Genomic DNA, 16,758 nt, shown 5'->3' with positions numbered 1-16,758 from the left:
CGGACTTATCATCGCCTCCAACGCCCCGTCAGACGGCCCACGCCGGAGGGATACATTGCGCGCTGTCCCTGCACAGCACCTGGCCACAAGGTCGCGCCTGCTTCCGGCGGGAGTTTGACAGGCAAGATGAAGGAATGCGCCGCCCCCCGGCCCCTGACGTCGGATGTTCAAGAGTTTGGTTGGCCATGCTGCTGACAGTCCAAAGAAAAGGCGACACCGATCCGCGAGCGAGCTTTATGCCAGACCATTGCAAATCTGTCCGATCACATAGCTGCGTATCACCAGCCCACCGAAAGCCGTCGCTTGGCTGACCGGAAGCGCAAGGAACCGGTCCCCCACAACCGCGCCTGCCGGAGTCAGGAGCATGGCAGTGGCGCCGGCCCCTCCCAGAGCGAAGAGTGGCTGGAGTGAGCGGCGATTCTCCCGCAGCCGACGGCGCCCGGGTGCCTGGTTGCCGGAATGAACGCCGTAGGAGATGACGGAGTCGGTGGTGATGCCCACGCGTCGGGCTCACCGTCCCAGCGATCAATTCGGTAGCGACGCTTGCCCCTGCGCTGCGGCAAATTCCCCATATAGGCACGACCTCCGCCCACCCGATGTGCATCGCGGGCGCCTTCCTGTCCAGACTCGGTCGTGGCCTGCGGTCGAATCGCAAAGCGGACAATAAGGCGCGCGCGTCCGAAGTCGTTATCGCGCGGCGGTGCGTGGCCAGACGCAACAGCGGGGCACCTTCGGCTCCGTCTTCAAGTCTTTTACAGTTGCGCGCTTGCGCCACGTCGCCATCGTCTCGGGATTGAGGCCAAGCTCCTTGCTCTGCCGCGCGAGCGACGCTTGCGATCGCTGTACTGCAGCTGCGACGGTGTGCGTGGTCGTGGCACTCGCGTGATGAACTCGCCCGCCCCCTTGCTTCCCTCCGTGCCAACGAAAAGATCACACCAGCAAACCGTGGGATCAAGCACCTGGTCCGCATGAGGCCATCCCGGACAGCGTCGGCCCGCGCGGGAGACGACACCTTGAGGCCCTTGAACGGATCAGGCAACGCACCACTGCCGGGGCATAGCGGATTACGGCAGAAGGCAAGATCGCCTCCCGGTACGGGGATGCGTGCCTCAGCGACGACCGACACCTTTTCACCATTCGCAAGACCGTCAACCATGGTGCCGAACAGTCCGTTTTCCGCGGTGCGGCCAACCAGGGAACCTTTTCCGTATTCGGTGTCACCGGCAGGTAAGATCACCGGCTGGGCGCCGCGCCCGGTCTTCATCTTGCCAGATAAACTCCGGGAGGAGTCTCCGGCAGGAGACGGGGGCAGCGCCCCCGCTTTTGGGGGCCGGTCAGAAAAACGCCTGAAGCCCGGTCTGCGCGCGCCCGAGGATCAGCGCATGCACGTCATGCGTGCCCTCATAGGTGTTCACCGTTTCAAGGTTCGCCGCATGACGCATCACGCCATATTCGATCTGGATGCCATTGCCGCCGTGCATGTCGCGGGCCATGCGCGCGATATCCAGCGCTTTGCCGCAGTTGTTGCGCTTGATCAGGCTGATCATCTCTGGCGCGGCCTGGGCGCTGTCCATCAGGCGCCCGACCCGCAGAGCGGCCTGAAGACCAAGAGCGATCTCGGTCTGCATGTCGGCCAGTTTTTTCTGGAACAGCTGCGTGCCGGCCAGCGGTTTGTCGAACTGCTTGCGATCCAGACCGTATTGGCGCGCCTGCATCCAGCAGAATTCGGCCGCGCCCATCACACCCCAGGCGATGCCATAGCGCGCGCGATTAAGGCAACCGAACGGTCCCTTGAGCCCTTCCACATTGGGCAGCAGCGCCTCCTCGCCGACCTCGACATCGTTCATGACGATTTCGCCGGTGATGCTCGCGCGCAGCGACAGCTTGCCGCCGATCTTGGGCGCGCTCAGCCCTTTCATGCCCTTTTCCAGCACAAAGCCGCGGATCTTGCCGCCGTGAGCCTCGGATTTGGCCCAGACCACGAACACATCCGCGATCGGCGCATTCGATATCCACATCTTGGACCCCTTGAGCACATAGCCGCCCTGGGTCTTGATCGCGCGGGTTTTCATGCCGCCGGGGTCGCTGCCCGCATCCGGTTCGGTCAGACCGAAACAGCCGATCCACTCGCCGCTGGACAGTTTGGGCAGGTATTTCATCCGCTGTTCTTCGGACCCATAGGCATAGATCGGATACATCACCAGGCTGGATTGTACCGACATCATCGACCGATAGCCGCTGTCCACACGCTCGATCTCGCGCGCCGCCAGCCCGTAGCTGACGTAGCCCGCGCCGATTCCGCCGTATTGTTCGGGCACGGTAACGCCCAGCAGCCCCTGCGCGCCCATTTCGGCAAAGATGCCGGGGTCGGCGGTTTCGTCCATATACGCATCGTTGACGCGCCCCATCAGCTTGTCCTGTGCAAAGGCGCGGGCGCTGTCGGCGATCATGCGTTCGTCTTCTTCAAGCTGGGCGTCGAAGAGGAACGGATCCTCCCACGAAAAGCGCGCCAGCGCGGGGTTGTCCTTGCTTCGCAATGCGGGGGCGTCGGCCATCTGAGACTCCTGTTCGTCTTTGCGCGCGAGACTAGCCTTGAGCGTTCCGGGATGGAAACGATTTTATCTGCGCGGGTCATGAGTTAAACTCATGACATTCAGGCCAAGGATACCCCCGTGCGCAAGCCCTACATGCCCTCTGTCGCAGAGCTGACCGCCTTTGTCGCATGCGCCCGGCGCGGCACCACGACGATGGCGGCGGACAGCCTTGGGCTGACCCAAAGCGCCGTGTCCCGTTCGCTTGCCTCGCTGGAGGATCGGCTGGGCGTGGCGCTGTTCAACCGCGTGCGGCAACGGCTGGTACTGTCGCCTGCGGGACATGTGTTTCTGGGCCGTGCCGAGCGGTTGCTGGGCGATCTCGACGCAGCAGCGATGGGGGCCATGGCCTTTGGCGGCAGCGATGCGGTGTTGCGTATGGCGGTGCTGCCCAGCCTGGCGCGGATCTGGCTGATCCCACGGCTGGGACGTTTTGCCAAGGCCGCGCCGGGGATCAGCCTGGACCTGTCGGCGCGGTTGTTGCCGGTGAATTTCGGGCGCGAACCGTTCGATCTGGCGATTATGCGCGCGGGGCATGACATGCCCGGCACCGTGACCGAACCCATTATCCCCGAGACTCTGGTGACCGTGGCCGCCCCGCACCTGCTGGACGGGCGCGCGGCGCTCAGCGATGCCGCGCTGCTGGACCGCCCCCTGTTGCAGCAATCCACCCGCCCGACCCTGTGGCTGGACTGGTTTCGCGGGACCGATACCGACCCCAGGCGCATTCTGCGCGGCGCCCGTATGGATCATTTCGACATGATCGTGGATGCGGCCATCGCCGGGCTTGGCATTGGCATCGTGCCCGACATCGTTGCGCGCCCCGCGCTGGATCGCGGCGCGCTGGCGCTGGCCAGCCCGCGGCGGTTCGACACCGGCGAAACCTATGCGCTGATTCTGCCGGACCGGGTCCGCGCCAGCCCGCATGTCTGTCGCTTCCGCGACTGGCTTCTGGCGGAAATCGCTGTTTGACCCGTTGCGACCCTGGCCCTGACCGGGCCGGCGTTCCGCCTCCGAGCGCGGCACCGAGAAAGCCCCGCCGGCGACCCGGGCGCGCGGCATCAGATGCCAAGGGCGGCCGCGTCGGTCAAGGCGGCGATACACGGTTCGAGGGCGATCCTGGCCGGAACGCGACCTCTGGCCCCCGGCTGACGGGCGTTGCACAAATCGCATGCATTCATCATTCCTTAACACATCACCCATAGTTTTTTGGATGATCGGCGGAATTTCCGATGTAAGTTAAGCTATTGAACGGCGATATCTCGTTACATTTTTATAGGACTCGGCGGTTCGTGAAGCTTGCATTGAACGTGACCCCAAGCCCCCGCGCTCCGCGCCCCGCCGCATTGGCCTTTACCGATGAAGTCGACCAGATCCTTGGCTTCCTGCTGTCCCCCGGCACCGAAGCCCTGTATTTCTTTGCCGCGCCATCATACCGCCTGCCCGAAATAGCGCCGGTTTCCCGCGCCCGTGACGCCGGCATGTCGCCCGCGCTTCTTGCCTGGGTCGAGCGTTGCGTCGCCGGCAAAAGTTGGGATAACATCCACGCCCACGCGCGACAAAGCGATGATCCGCTCGCCGCGGATCTTCAGAACGGGCAGCGGCTGACCCTTGGCTGTGTAACATCCGACACCGGCGAACTGTACGGGATGCTGGCGTCGCGTCAGAAACTGGCGCAGCTGGCCGACCCTGCCGATGCGTCCGACCTGACCGGCGCCCGCGGCCTGCTTGCCCATTCCATCTCGCGCTGGCGCGACCTGAAGTTGCTGGAACTCGATTGCGCCGATGAGATGCAGCGCAGCGAGCGGCTCGCAAGGCAGGCCCAGCTTGATGGCCTGACGCTTCTGCTGAACCAGAATGCCTACCGGATGCACTGCGCCGATCTGCTTGCGGGCGATGCCGCCAACCATGCCGTCATCATGATCGACGTGGATAATTTCAAGGCGGTCAACGACATATACGGGCATCATTTCGGCGACGTGTACCTTCGCGAGGTCGCGCGGGCCATATCGCGGGCGCTGCCGCGCGATGCGCTGATCGGTCGGATCGGCGGCGATGAGTTTTCGGCGATGATTCCGCTGCCCCCCGACGGGCGCCCCTATGTCGACCGGCTGATGACAAGCTGCGTCAGCGATGTGCAGCGCGCCGCGGCCCGGATCGGGAAACCCAACCTTGGCCGGATCAGCATCGGCTGCGCCACCTGTTCGGAATGCGGGCGCGATGTCGATACCATGATGCAATGCGCCGATGCCGCGCTTTATGCGTGCAAGAACGCCGGGCACGGCTCGGCCGTGATTTTCGATCCGCTGCGACACGAAAGCCTGAGCGCGCTGCTGATAAAGCCGCGGTTCCTGGCGGCGTTGCACAACAACGAGATCAAGCCGTATTTCCAGCCGGTCGTCGATCTTGCCAGTGGCGGTATCCGCGGATTCGAGGTGCTGCTACGCTGGATTCACCCGCAAAAAGGCGTGCTGGGACCGTCGGAATTCGCCAGCATTGTCTCGGACCCCGAGATGGCCGAAACCCTGACCCGCCACGTTGTCGACGGCGCGCTGACGCAGTTTTCCCGGCGGTCGAGCTACCGGCATGAAACGCTTGCGCTGAATCTCGGGACGGTCGATCTTATCAAGGCTGAATTCGTGTTCGACCTGCAGGCGCAGCTTGCCGCGTTCGACATCGGCTGGCACCAGATCGTTATCGAGGTGACGGAAAACACCATGCTAGGCGCGATCAACGGCCCGGTGTTCCAGAACCTCAAAGAGATGCGCAGCCGGGGCGCCAAGGTTGCGCTGGACGATTTCGGCACCGGTTATGGCGGGCTGGCCCATCTGCGCGACTGGCCCGTCGACATCATCAAGCTTGACCGAAGCTACGTCCATCATGCCTCGCGCAGCGACGAGGACGCAATCTTTGCGCGGGCGCTGATCGACATCGCGCGCACGCTTGGGCTGGAGGTGATCGCCGAGGGGGTCGAAACCCCCGAGACCGCCGCGCTTCTTTGCGCGCTTGGCTGCCGGATGGCCCAAGGCTACCTGTTCGCGGCCCCCGGCCCTATCGAGACCTTTGAGGAGGTATCGGGCCTGCCGGGCCGGGCCGCGCCGGGCCAGGCGCGTCGACCCCTGGGCGAAGGATGCGAATGGCGTTGGCCAGAAGCCGAAGACTGATCGGTTTGCGCAGGACCATCGCGCCGATTGCATCGCCGCCGCGCGACACCCGATCGTGATACCCGGCCATCAGAAGGACCGGCAGGTCCGGCATCTGCCGGGCGGCCCGGCGCGCAAGGTCGATCCCCGTCATCGCCCCCGGCAGCCGAATATCGGATAACAGGACATCGCAGAATTCCCCCGCCTCAAGCCGCGCGAGCGCCGCCTCGGCGCGGGTTTCATGCACCGCACGCACGCCGAGCGACAGCAGCGCGGCGGACAGCGCGTCGTGAAACTGCGGATCGTCCTCGACGACCAGCAGGGTCAGTCCGGCCAGATCAGGCGAATCGCCGCGCGCGTCGCCGGACAGCCCCTGTACCGCCGTTCCCGCCAGCGGGAGGCGAACCGTGACGCGGGTGCCTGTGCCGGGCGCCGAATCCAGGGACAGCGAACCGTTGCCGCGCCGGGCGAAGCTTTCGGCCATCGACAGGCCCAGCCCTGTCCCGGTTTCGCGAGATGTGTAAAACGGCGTCGTCGCGCGGGCCAGCGTATCGGCGGACATGCCCGCGCCCGCGTCGATGACCCTGATCAGGGCTGCGCCATCGCGAACCCCAAGCCGCAGCCAAAGCAGTCGCTCTGCCCCCGGACGGTCACGGATCGCGTCGCGCCCGTTCATCACGAGGTTCATCAACACCGCGACAAGATCCGCGCGGTTGGCAATCACCGTCACCGGCTGATCAGGCAGATCCAGCATGAGCCCCGCCTCGCCCGCAAGCGCCGCGTTCAGCATCCCCTCGACCTCGCGGATCACCGATGCCAGGTCCAGCGGCTCGGACGTATCGGAGCCGTCGCGCGACAGGTCGAGCAGGCGCTGCGTCATTCGGGTTCCGCGCAGGCACGCTTCGGACACCGCCTGGAACTGCGCCCGCACGGCGCCTTCGGTTTGCAGCACCCCCACATCCGCCGACAGTTGCAACGCTCCGAAGATATTGCCGAATTCATGCGATGCGCTGGCCGCCATCAGCCCCGCCGCGTCGAGCCGCTCAAGCCGGGTGATATGGTCGCGCGCCGACCAGCTTTCGGTTTCATCGGTGACGGTCAGGATGGTGATGCGGCCCCGACCGGGAACGTCGTCGACCTGGTGAACGTACAGCCCCAGATCGCGCTCGCCGCGGTCGGGGTCGATCCAGCCCACATAGTGACGCCCCCTGGTGTCATGCACGCCAAGCAACGCCCGCGGATGCCGCGCCCCGGTCAGCGGCTCCAGCGTACCGGGCACGAAAAACCGCGTTTCGCGCAGCCAGCGCACAGGGCCGCCGGACCGCGCGGTCAGATCTTCGGCCAGACGATTGGCCAGCACCGCGTGCCCGGCCGCGTCAAAGACCATGGCGGCAACGCCGGTGGTGTCGAAGACGGTGCGCAACCACGCGATTTCAGACCGTTGCGTGGTGTCCGCCAGCAGGCGCGCATGGCTGATCGCCAGCACCGTGGCGACCGACGCTGCCATGATGATGCCCGCCATCAGCGCCACCCCAAGCGCCACGGACAGGCGATCCGACAGAACCAGCGCCTTCAACCCGAGACCAAGCGCCACCGGCAGGGTCAGCGCGACCAGAACGCCCTGCCGCGCGGCCCGTCCCGATGCCCCCGGCGCAGCCAGAATGCCCATCCAGCACTGCGCGCGGTGCTGCAACAGCAACGCCAGCGCCAGCGCAAGGATAGACAGCGCCGTCGGCAGCGACATTCCCGACAGCAACGGGACATCGAACAACGCCCGTGCGTCGAACAGAAGACCAAGCAGGCAGAACAGCGACCAGAGCATCGCCGCGCTGCCCATCAACGACACCAGCCGCGGCGGGGCGCGCACAAGGATCGGCACCGCGATCAGGCCCAGGCCGATCATGGTCCCGATCGAAGCGCGATCCGCCGTCGCGTCGATGCCGGGGGCCAGCGTTGGGACGGGGGCGAACGGCCCCATGATACGGCACGCCACGACTCCGATGGCGCATACCACGACCGCCGCCGCGCTGGCTTGCGCCAGTTTCGTCCCGTTCGCCCAAAGCGCCACGCACAGCCCAAGCACCAGCGCAGAGGTCACCGGCACCATCGCCGGAAAGCCGACGGCCCAGCGCGGCAGGAGCGCGGCCAGCGGCCAGAGCCACCCGATCAACGCCATCATCGCCGAAAGCGCGGCAAATCCCGTCAGCAGCGTTTCAAGCCGGACGGCCCCGCCCGCGCGCTTTTCGGCGGGGGCCCACTGCGCGCGCATGCTCAGCCGCACAGCAAACGGTGGATCACCTCGTCAAGCTCCCGAAGCCGGGCCGGTTTCGCAAGACGCTCGCTCGCAAGTTGCAATCCCTCGGTGAACAGAGGTGAATCGGCCAGTTCGAGCTGCCCGGTGATCACCACCACCGGAAGGTCGGGCCAGATCTGGCGAATGCGGTGCAGCGTGATGGCACCGCCACCGCCCCCCATCAGCATGTCCAGAAAGACAAGGTCGATGGCCCCGCCAATTTCTTGTAGCCTTTTCAGCGCCATATCGCCGGTTGAAGTGGTTTCGACCTGATGGCCGAGCGCGATCATCCCACTGCGAAACGCGTTGCAAAACAACCTGTCATCATCCGCGAGCAATAGACGCGCCATAGGTCGGGGTTTCCTTCTGCCCGGCATGCGTCCGGCAACGCTTGTCCAGAAGGTACTATGTGCTACGCTGGGTTGTACAACAAGCGGTTGAGGGGATTATTTTGTCCGAGGACGCGGCACCCAACACCGGACCTGCATCCTGCGGGACCATCCCGGTGGTCGCCATCGGGGCCTCTGCGGGCGGTCTTGTCCCGCTCGAAGACTTTTTCCGAACCGCGCCCGCCGACGCGGGCTGGTGCTACATCGTCATTCAGCACCTGTCGCCCGATTACCGGTCGGTCATGGACGAAGTGCTGGGCCGCAAGACCCGGATGCGCATCATGCACATCCAAGACGGGCTCGAAATCGCCCCGAACACCATCTATCTGAACCGCCCCAACACCCGGTCGACGCTGGATTACAACACCTTCCGCACCTCGACCTACACGCCCGAGGATCATGTGCCGCATCTGCCGATCGACAGCATGTTCGCCTCGCTTGCCAGCCGGGGTGGCGACCGCACCGCCGCGGTGATCCTGTCCGGCGCCGGGCGCGACGGCGCAAACGGGGCGCAGATCCTGCACGCGGCGGGCGGGGCCTTGCTTGTGCAGGCGCCGCAGGACGCGGATTTCCCGTCGATGCCCCGCGCGGCGCTGGCGCTGGGCATCCACGACCGTATCGCTTCCGCTGCGCGCCTGGCCGACGACATCCGCGAGATCTTTGATACCGGCCAGCGCGCATCGCCGCCCCCCGATGCCGGATCAGAGCCGGACATCACCGCCGCCATCCTGGAACTGCTTGAAAAGCAGCATCACCTGGATTTCGGATCCTACAAGGAAATCAACGTGCAGCGTCGCATCCTGCGACGCAGGGCCCTGCGGGGCATCGACGATCCGCGCCAGTATCTGGACCTGCTGATGGCCGATCCCGACGCGGTCAACGAGCTGTATCAGGACCTGTTGATCGGGGTCACGCATTTCTATCGCGATCCCGAAGCCATCGCGCTGCTGCGCACATCCGTCATCGAACCGCTGGTTGACAGGAAATCCGACCACGAGATCATCCGCGTCTGGGTCGCGGGATGCGCCAGCGGCGAAGAGGCCTATACCATCGCCATCGAACTGAACGAAGCGATGGAGAAATCCGGCAATCACCGCAGCTTTCGCATCATCGCGACCGATGTGCACCGCCAGTCCATCGACCAGGCATCGACGGGCACCTATTCGGAGCAGGCGGTCCGCAGGGTTCCGCAACATCTGCGCGACAAGTATTTCACCCGCAAGGGCAATCTTTACGCCGTCGCGCCCGTGTTGCGCCAGCGGATCATCTTTTCGGTCCATGACGCGCTGAGCGACCCGCCCTTTCTGGATCTGGATCTGGTGTCGTGCCGCAACCTTCTGATCTATCTGCGTGACAAATCGCAGGCGCGGGTCATCTCGATGTTCTCGTTCGGGCTTCGCAGGCATGGCGCGCTGCTGCTTGGCCCGTCCGAGACGCTGGGCCGCTTTCACGAGCAATTCCAGGTGGTCAACGCGCGTTGGCGGCTGTTCCGCAAAGCCACCGACCGGCGCCTTTTCGACAGCGCGGTCGTGTCGCGCAACACCCACATCGCACCGCGCAGCCACGCGCCGCACGCGCACAACGACGACAGCATCCCCACGCCCAAGCCCCAGCCGCGCCTGTCGCCGATGCTGCGCGAATTTGCCGACATGCGCGGACGCGAGGCGATGTTGCGCGCCTACGACGTGCTGCTCAAACGCTACACGCCGGCCTCCTTGCTTGTGACATCGGATTCCGAAGTGCTCAGCTGGTTCGGCGCGGCGAGCGTCTTTGTCGACACACGCAGCAATCTGACCGACTGGTCGGTTGAACATATCCTGCACCGCGATCTGCATTTCGTGATCAACGTGGCGCTGGAAAAGCTGCGGTCGGGTGACTTCGAGACGTTTTCGCGCCGTGTCGAGATCGAGCTGGGCGAAATGCATCCGCAGGCGGTGACGCTGACCTTCGAACCTTTGGACCGGACGTCGAAACCGGGCCTGATGTTGATTCGCATCCGGCTGGAGGACGGCGCGGAACAACTGCCCGCCGCCCCTGCCGATCAGGCCGGAGAGGAAATCAGTTCGCAGGATGCGATGCTTCTGGCCCGGCGCGTCCACGAGCTGGAACGCGATCTGCGGCTGACCGAGGAAACCCTTCAGCACGTCACCGAGCGCCTCGAAGCCAGCGGCGAGGAATTGCAGGCCTCGAATGAAGAGCTTCAGGCCTCGAATGAAGAGCTGCAGGCCTCGAACGAAGAGCTGCAAAGCGCCAACGAAGAACTGCACGCGGTGAATGAGGCGCTTGTGGCGGTCAGCGCCGAGCACGAGCACAAGATCGTCGAGCTGTCATCGCTGAATGCCGAGACGGAACAGTTGCTTGACCGGCTCAACACCGGGGTGATCGTCGTGGACGAGGCGCTGCTGGTCAAACGCTTCAGCGGCCTTGTCGGCCGCCTGTTTTCGCTTGAACCGCATGACGTGAACCGCAAACTCAGCGTCATCGGTCCCAGATTCAGTTTCATCGACCTGACCGAGGCCACCCGCAGGGTGCTCGAAACCAATGAAACGATAATCGCGCGCGGGCTTTGCGAAGGGCGCGGCATCACCATCGAGGTGCGGCCTGCGCTGGACGACCATGGTAACGGTACCGGGGCCTTCGTGATCTTTCGCCCCGAAGACTGACCGGGCACGCGGTGACGATTTCCTAACACTTCGGGGATAGCTCTCGGGCGGGGCATGACAATTTGGCGGGTAGTGCGATGTCAGACAAGATCACGAGCATCCTCGTCATCGAGGATTCGGCAGCAGACCGCGAAATGTTCCGGCGGGTGCTGGGGCAAATCTGCGCGGCCGATGTTCAGGTCTGCTTTGCGGCCGACCTCGCGACCGCCCGGCAACGGCTCGATGAACATCTCGTGGCCTTTATTATCCTTGACAACGTCCTGCCCGACGGGCGCGGCGCGGATTTCATATCCGAACTTGCGCAGCACAGGGACTGGCAGAAAATTCCGGTGCTTGTGGTCAGCGACTGGCCAACCCCGTTCATGTTCGACAAGGTCCGCAATGCCCGCGCCAAGGCGATTTTGAGCAAGGACGATTTTCGCGCGCCGGTCATTCGTCCCTACATCGAAAACATTCCGCACGCCGCCAAGCGCGCGTGACGCGACCTTTTGCAGACACGGCCCGGCCTGCATGTGCAAGCCGAATGGCCTTTGCATGCTGAATGGCCTGCCGTCCGCGTCCGGCAGCTAGACCTTGCGCGCGTCCCTGTGTAGCGCGTCCCTGGCGAGCCGCGCCTGAAATCCGCCACGCCTGAAATCCGCCGCGCTCAGACGTCCGCTGCGCCAACGGCGCAAACGGCACCATTTGCTCCGATGCCGAATGGCCCCCGCGCAAGGCCGCCACACCCCAGGCCTCTCCGCGCGGCAAACACCTTGCGTGACAGAGGTGCAGGCGGTATGCGCCTTCTTGCCTCGGTTCCGGGTTCATGCCCGGTGAAAAGGGAACGCGGTGCCATTCCGCGACTGCCCCCGCAACTGTGAGCGGCGAGCGCCACCGGAAGATGCCACTGGGCCGCATAGGGTCCGGGAAGGCCCGGAAGGCGCGGTGACCCGCAAGTCAGGAGACCTGCCAGGGTGTTCACCCTCCCCATGCGCGGGGCGCGCCTGAGGGAACGGTTCTTTTCCGTTCGTGGTGACGTTCACCTGCCGGGGCACAGCACACCCGCCGCCGGACACACACATCACGATGGCCGCGCATGGATCGCGGTCCCGAAAAGGAAATATGCCGTGAAGCAAACGCTTTGCTCCGTATCCGCGCTGGCGCTCGGATCCCTGCCCGCACTCGCCCAGGATGACACGCCCTATGTACTGGACCCGCTTGTCCTGCAGGTAGGCTATGAATCCACCACCGCCCTGCGCACCGGCGTCACCGTCGACGTCATCACCCAAAGCGACCTTCAAGGCCGGGCCGACACCCGCGTGATCGACATTCTCGCGCGCCAGCCTGGGGTCAGTGTCCGGTCCAACGGCCCGTTGGGCACGGCGGCGGGGATCGCCATTCGCGGGGTGTCGCAGCAAAACATCGCGGTGCGCATCGACGGCATCGACGTGTCGGACCCGTCCGGCACACAGGTTGCGTATGATTTCGGCGGATTGACCGCCGGCGACATCGGGCAGATCGAAATCCTGCGCGGCTCGCAATCCGCGCTTTACGGATCGGAATCCATCGGTGGGGCGATCAACATCACCACCAAAAAGGCGTCCCGCGACGGCATTTCGGCCGAAGCCTTTGCCGAATTCGGCACCTATGACACCTGGCGCGCGGGCGTGTCGCTGTTCAACCGTGGCGAAGGCTATGACAGCGCTGTCACGCTGTCCTGGATCACATCCGAAGGGTTTTCGGCGGCGGATGAAGGCGGGTTGGACCTCGGCACATCGGACCCGACCGATCATAACGACGAAGACGATGGGTACGAGGCCCGTCGCCTGAGCTACTCGGGCACCTATGACATCGCCCAGGGCGCCGCCACGCTCGATCTGTCCGCCTTTACCGAAGAGGCGCGCTATGAATATGATGAAAGAGCCAGTGGCAACGTTTTCGACGGCAGCCCGGACGACCACGTCGATCGCAACCAGACCGGCGCGCGCGCGGCGCTGTCGTTTGCCACCGGGCGCGTGGATCACGAACTGTCGCTTGGCTACTATGAGATCGAGCGTACGCTGTCGGGGACCACGCTGGATTCATCGGCCGCAGACACCGCGCCCTACAATGGCACGCCCTATCCGTTCGAATTTGACTACAAGGGCACGCGTCTGACCATGCGCTACCAGAGCGCGTTCGATATCGGCAACCATACCCGCGCGGTGCTTGGAGCCGAGCATACCAATGAATCCTACACCGACGATATTTCGGGGGTCACAAGCTTTGGCGCCTATGGCAGCAGCCAGGATCAGGACACAGACGTCGATTCGCTGTTTGCCGAAATCAGCCTCGCCCCGCGCGGCGATCTGGATCTCGGCCTGGCGTTGCGCCATGACGAGCATTCCGAATTCGGCGGCTACACAACGGGCCGCCTGTCCGCCGTCTGGCGCGCCCGGCCCGACCTGATCTTTCGCGGCAACCTTGCCAACGGCTTTCGCGCGCCGTCGAATTACGAACTCTACGATGCGTATTCCGGTAACGACACGCTGGATCCCGAAACCTCGGTCAGCGTCGATCTGGGGGTCGAAAAACGCTTTGGCGACACCGGCTTTGTGCGCGCCACCGCCTTCTGGATCGAAGCCAGGGATATCATCGACTACAGCTACACCAGCTACACCTATGTGCAGGTCGACGACACCAGCACGCGACGAGGCCTCGAACTGGCGGGGGCCTACGCGCTGGGCGATCGCGTCACGCTCGATGGCAGCTATACCTGGACCGACAGCTTTTCGGACGCCGATCTCGACAGCTCGGGCTGGCGGCTGGAAATCCCCGAACACAGCTATGCGCTGGGGCTGACGGCCGCCGTTACCGATACGGTCGCCGTTTCGCTCAGCGGATTGTACGAGGCCGACCGCAGCGGCATCGACGATTACGGCCTGCTGAACGCCGGTGTCAGCTATGACATCACCAGCGCCGCGACGGCCTACCTCAAGGTCAGCAACCTGGCTGACGAGGATTACGAGACCGTGCCGGGCTATGAGCAACCCGGCCGCGCCTGGACCTTTGGCGTCCGTGCGACGTTCTGATCCAATAAAGCTGGCCGCCGCGGGCCTGATCTGGGGCGCGGCGGCCCTTGCCCAGGCGGGTCCGTCGCGCGTCGTGTCGTTGAACGTGTGTACCGATCAGCTTGCCTGGCTGGTCGCAGACCCCGGCCAGATCCTGTCGGTCTCGCCCCTTGGGCACGATCCGCGCAGCGCCGCGCTGGCAGACGCGTTGCGCGCGATCCCCGCCAGCGACGGCAGCGCCGAAACCGTGGCGCTGATGCAACCCGACCTGGTGGTGGCTGGCAGCTACACCGCCCGCGCCACGGTGCAGATGCTGGAACGCATCGGCATCCGCGTCGAACGCTTTGCCCCGGCGCGCTCGCTTGACGATGCGCGCGCCAACCTGATCCGCATGGGCGATCTGCTTGGTCACGCGGACCGCGCGGCCGCACTGGCGAACGCCTTCGATGCGCGGCTGGCCGAGCTGACCGACGCGCCCGAAACGCGCCCCGTCGTCGCCTATTACCTGCCGTTCAACGAAACCGCGTCGGGCGAAGGACTGGCCGGCGGGATCCTGCACGCGGCGGGCATGACCCCCATCTCCGAGGCGCTTGGCCTTGCGGGCGGGGACCGCCTGCCGCTGGAACGGCTGGTGCTGGCGCAGCCCGATCTTATTCTGGTGGGCCCGGCCTATGACAGCCCGGCGCAGGCGACCGATCTGCTGGCCCATCCGGTGCTGGCCGCGACCGGCCCCCTGCACCGGATCGCCAGCAGCGCGGCGTGGATTTGCGGCACCCCCGCGACGCTGGATGCCATCGCCGCGATGCGCGATCTGCGCCGCGACTGGGAGGCCCACCAGTGAGGCCCCTGCCGCTTGCCACAGCCCTTGGCGCGCTGGTGATCGCGCTGCTGGCCGCCTCGCTGTCGATCGGATACGCGCCTATTCCGCTGGGCGCACTGTTTGGCGCGGGGGATGCGCTGCACGTCATGGTCATGCAACAGATCCGCCTGCCGCGCAGCGCGCTGGCCGCGCTGGTGGGTGCCGCGCTGGGCCTGTCGGGCGCGGCGATGCAGGGCTACCTGCGCAACCCACTGGCCGAACCGGGGCTGATCGGCGTGTCCGGGTCGGCGGCGCTTGGGGCAGTGATCGCGCTGCAAACAGGCCTTGCGGGGGTCTATGGGATGGCGCTGCCGCTGATGGCGCTGCTGTTCGCCGCCGGCGCGGTCGGGCTGATCCTGTTGCTGGCGGGCCCGCGCGGAGGTTCGTTGACACTGATCCTGGCCGGAATCGCGGTGTCGGCGCTGGCGGGCGCGCTGACCTCGCTGACGCTGAACCTGTCCTCCAACCCCTATGCCACGTTTGAAATCGTGTTCTGGATGATGGGATCGGTGGCCGACCGGTCGCTGGATCACCTTGCCCTCGCGGCCCCGCTGGTGGCGGTCGGTTCGGCGGCGCTACTGACCACCGGGCGCGGCCTCGATGCGCTGACGCTGGGCGAGGACGCGGCCGAGGCGCTGGGCATTTCGCTTATCCGTCTTCGCCTGTCGCTGTTGCTGGGAACGGCGGCGGCGGTGGGCGCGGCGACGGCGGTTGCCGGGGCCGTGGGCTTTGTCGGGCTGGTGGTGCCGCACCTGTTGCGCCCGGTCTGCGGCGCGCGCCCGTCGCGCCTGTTGTGGGCGTCGGCGCTGGGAGGCGCCGCGATGGTGCTGTCCGCCGACATCGCGGTGCGGTTGATCCTGCCGGACCGCGATCTCAAGCTGGGGGTGGTGATGGCGATCCTCGGCGCGCCGCTGTTCCTGCACCTGATCTATCGCACCCGGAGAGCCGCATGAACCTGCTGACGCTGGACAAACTGACGGTCAGGCGCGGTCGGTGCCCGGTGGTCGACGGCGTGTCGCTGACCATCGCGCCGGGCGAATGCGTGGGCCTGATCGGGCCGAACGGATCGGGCAAGACCACGCTGATGCGCGCGGCCCTCGGGCTGCTGGCGCATGGCGGGCAGTCGTCGCTGGCACGCCTGCCCGCCCGCCAGCGCGCCCGCGCCGCCTCCTGGCTGCCTCAGGCGCGCGAAATCGCCTGGGGGGTTGACGTGGAAACCCTCGTGGCCCTTGGCCGCCTGCCCCATGACAGCCGCGCGGGCACTGCGCAGGACGATGCGGTGGCCGCCGCCCTTGCCCGCATGGGACTGGAGGGGTTCCGCCACCGCCGCGCCACCGCGCTGTCGGGCGGCGAACAGGCCCGTGTGCTGATCGCGCGGGCGCTGGCGCAGGACGCCCCGCTTCTGATCGCGGATGAACCCATCGCGGGCCTGGATCCGGCGGCGCAGCTTGGCACCCTGCGGGTGTTCGAACAGCTTGCAAGCGAGGGTCGCGCCGTTCTGGTGTCGCTGCACGATCTGACGCTGGCGGCGCGCCACTGTACGCGGCTGGTGATGCTGGACCGGGGCCGCCTTGTGGCCGATGGCCCGCCCGCGCAGGTGCTGAATGCCGGCAACCTTGCCCGCACCTTTCACCTGCACGCCGAGATGCTGCACACCGAACACGGACCGCTGCTGCAACCTCTGGACGTGCTGCCCCAGGTCACGCACTCATAAATCCCTAGCGCGTTTGGACTCTGTTTGATTCACTGCCCTCCAAAAGGAGAGCAGCATGGCCCAACGTCGTTATGAAC

At 65.6% G+C, this 16,758-nt stretch carries 11 protein-coding genes and 1 riboswitch; of the genes, 8 read left to right on the top strand and 3 right to left on the bottom strand.

Going from position 1 to position 16,758, the window contains the following annotated elements; translation table 11 throughout:
* Window positions 1–1,334: 1,334 nt before the first annotated feature.
* Entirely contained in the window at window positions 1,335–2,555 is a 1,221-nt protein-coding gene (locus tag ATI53_RS21000) for an acyl-CoA dehydrogenase (RefSeq protein WP_009505794.1), read from the bottom strand.
* A gap of 117 nt (window positions 2,556–2,672) precedes the next feature.
* Between ATI53_RS21000 and ATI53_RS20995 the strand changes: the two genes are divergently transcribed.
* Window positions 2,673–3,563: a LysR substrate-binding domain-containing protein gene (locus tag ATI53_RS20995; RefSeq protein WP_009505795.1), complete on the top strand. Its 891-nt coding sequence runs from the start codon at window positions 2,673–2,675 to the stop codon at window positions 3,561–3,563.
* 320 nt (window positions 3,564–3,883) lie between these two features.
* Window positions 3,884–5,755 (top strand): putative bifunctional diguanylate cyclase/phosphodiesterase, encoded by a 1,872-nt coding sequence (locus ATI53_RS20990; RefSeq protein WP_111551294.1) that lies wholly within the window; start codon window positions 3,884–3,886, stop codon window positions 5,753–5,755.
* On the opposite strand, the gene ATI53_RS20985 is transcribed toward ATI53_RS20990, so the two are convergent.
* Window positions 5,643–8,003: an ATP-binding protein gene (locus tag ATI53_RS20985; protein WP_111551293.1), complete on the bottom strand. Its 2,361-nt coding sequence runs from the start codon at window positions 8,001–8,003 to the stop codon at window positions 5,643–5,645. The two genes, ATI53_RS20990 and ATI53_RS20985, sit on opposite strands and share 113 nt — an antisense overlap.
* A 2-nt stretch (window positions 8,004–8,005) precedes the next feature.
* Window positions 8,006–8,377: a response regulator gene (locus ATI53_RS20980; protein WP_111551292.1), complete on the bottom strand. Its 372-nt coding sequence runs from the start codon at window positions 8,375–8,377 to the stop codon at window positions 8,006–8,008.
* A 101-nt stretch (window positions 8,378–8,478) separates the two neighbouring features.
* Between ATI53_RS20980 and ATI53_RS20975 the strand changes: the two genes are divergently transcribed.
* The 6 genes from ATI53_RS20975 (at window position 8,479) to ATI53_RS20950 (ending at window position 16,681) form a co-directional block, all read left to right on the top strand.
* Window positions 8,479–11,079, top strand: coding sequence for a CheR family methyltransferase (locus ATI53_RS20975; protein ID WP_240778648.1), 2,601 nt, complete (start codon window positions 8,479–8,481; stop codon window positions 11,077–11,079).
* Window positions 11,080–11,156: 77 nt separating this feature from the next.
* Complete coding sequence (locus ATI53_RS20970) at window positions 11,157–11,558, top strand: response regulator (RefSeq protein ID WP_009505800.1); 402 nt, start codon at window positions 11,157–11,159, stop codon at window positions 11,556–11,558.
* Window positions 11,559–11,854: 296 nt separating this feature from the next.
* Window positions 11,855–12,046: riboswitch (cobalamin riboswitch) on the top strand.
* Between the two features lie 139 nt (window positions 12,047–12,185).
* On the top strand, window positions 12,186–14,129 hold the full coding sequence (locus ATI53_RS20965) for a TonB-dependent receptor plug domain-containing protein (protein WP_009505801.1): 1,944 nt from the start codon (window positions 12,186–12,188) through the stop codon (window positions 14,127–14,129).
* Complete coding sequence (locus ATI53_RS20960; RefSeq protein WP_240778647.1) at window positions 14,116–14,949, top strand: ABC transporter substrate-binding protein; 834 nt, start codon at window positions 14,116–14,118, stop codon at window positions 14,947–14,949. Before ATI53_RS20965 ends, ATI53_RS20960 begins: the two co-directional genes overlap by 14 nt.
* Window positions 14,946–15,920 (top strand): FecCD family ABC transporter permease, encoded by a 975-nt coding sequence (locus tag ATI53_RS20955; RefSeq protein WP_009505803.1) that lies wholly within the window; start codon window positions 14,946–14,948, stop codon window positions 15,918–15,920. Before ATI53_RS20960 ends, ATI53_RS20955 begins: the two co-directional genes overlap by 4 nt.
* Complete coding sequence (locus ATI53_RS20950) at window positions 15,917–16,681, top strand: ABC transporter ATP-binding protein (protein WP_111551289.1); 765 nt, start codon at window positions 15,917–15,919, stop codon at window positions 16,679–16,681. Before ATI53_RS20955 ends, ATI53_RS20950 begins: the two co-directional genes overlap by 4 nt.
* Window positions 16,682–16,758 lie beyond the last annotated feature (77 nt).

This window comes from Salipiger aestuarii, from assembly GCF_003259905.1.
Taxonomy (GTDB): Bacteria; Pseudomonadota; Alphaproteobacteria; order Rhodobacterales; family Rhodobacteraceae; genus Salipiger; species Salipiger aestuarii.
This window is presented reverse-complemented; position numbering and strand designations above follow the sequence as displayed.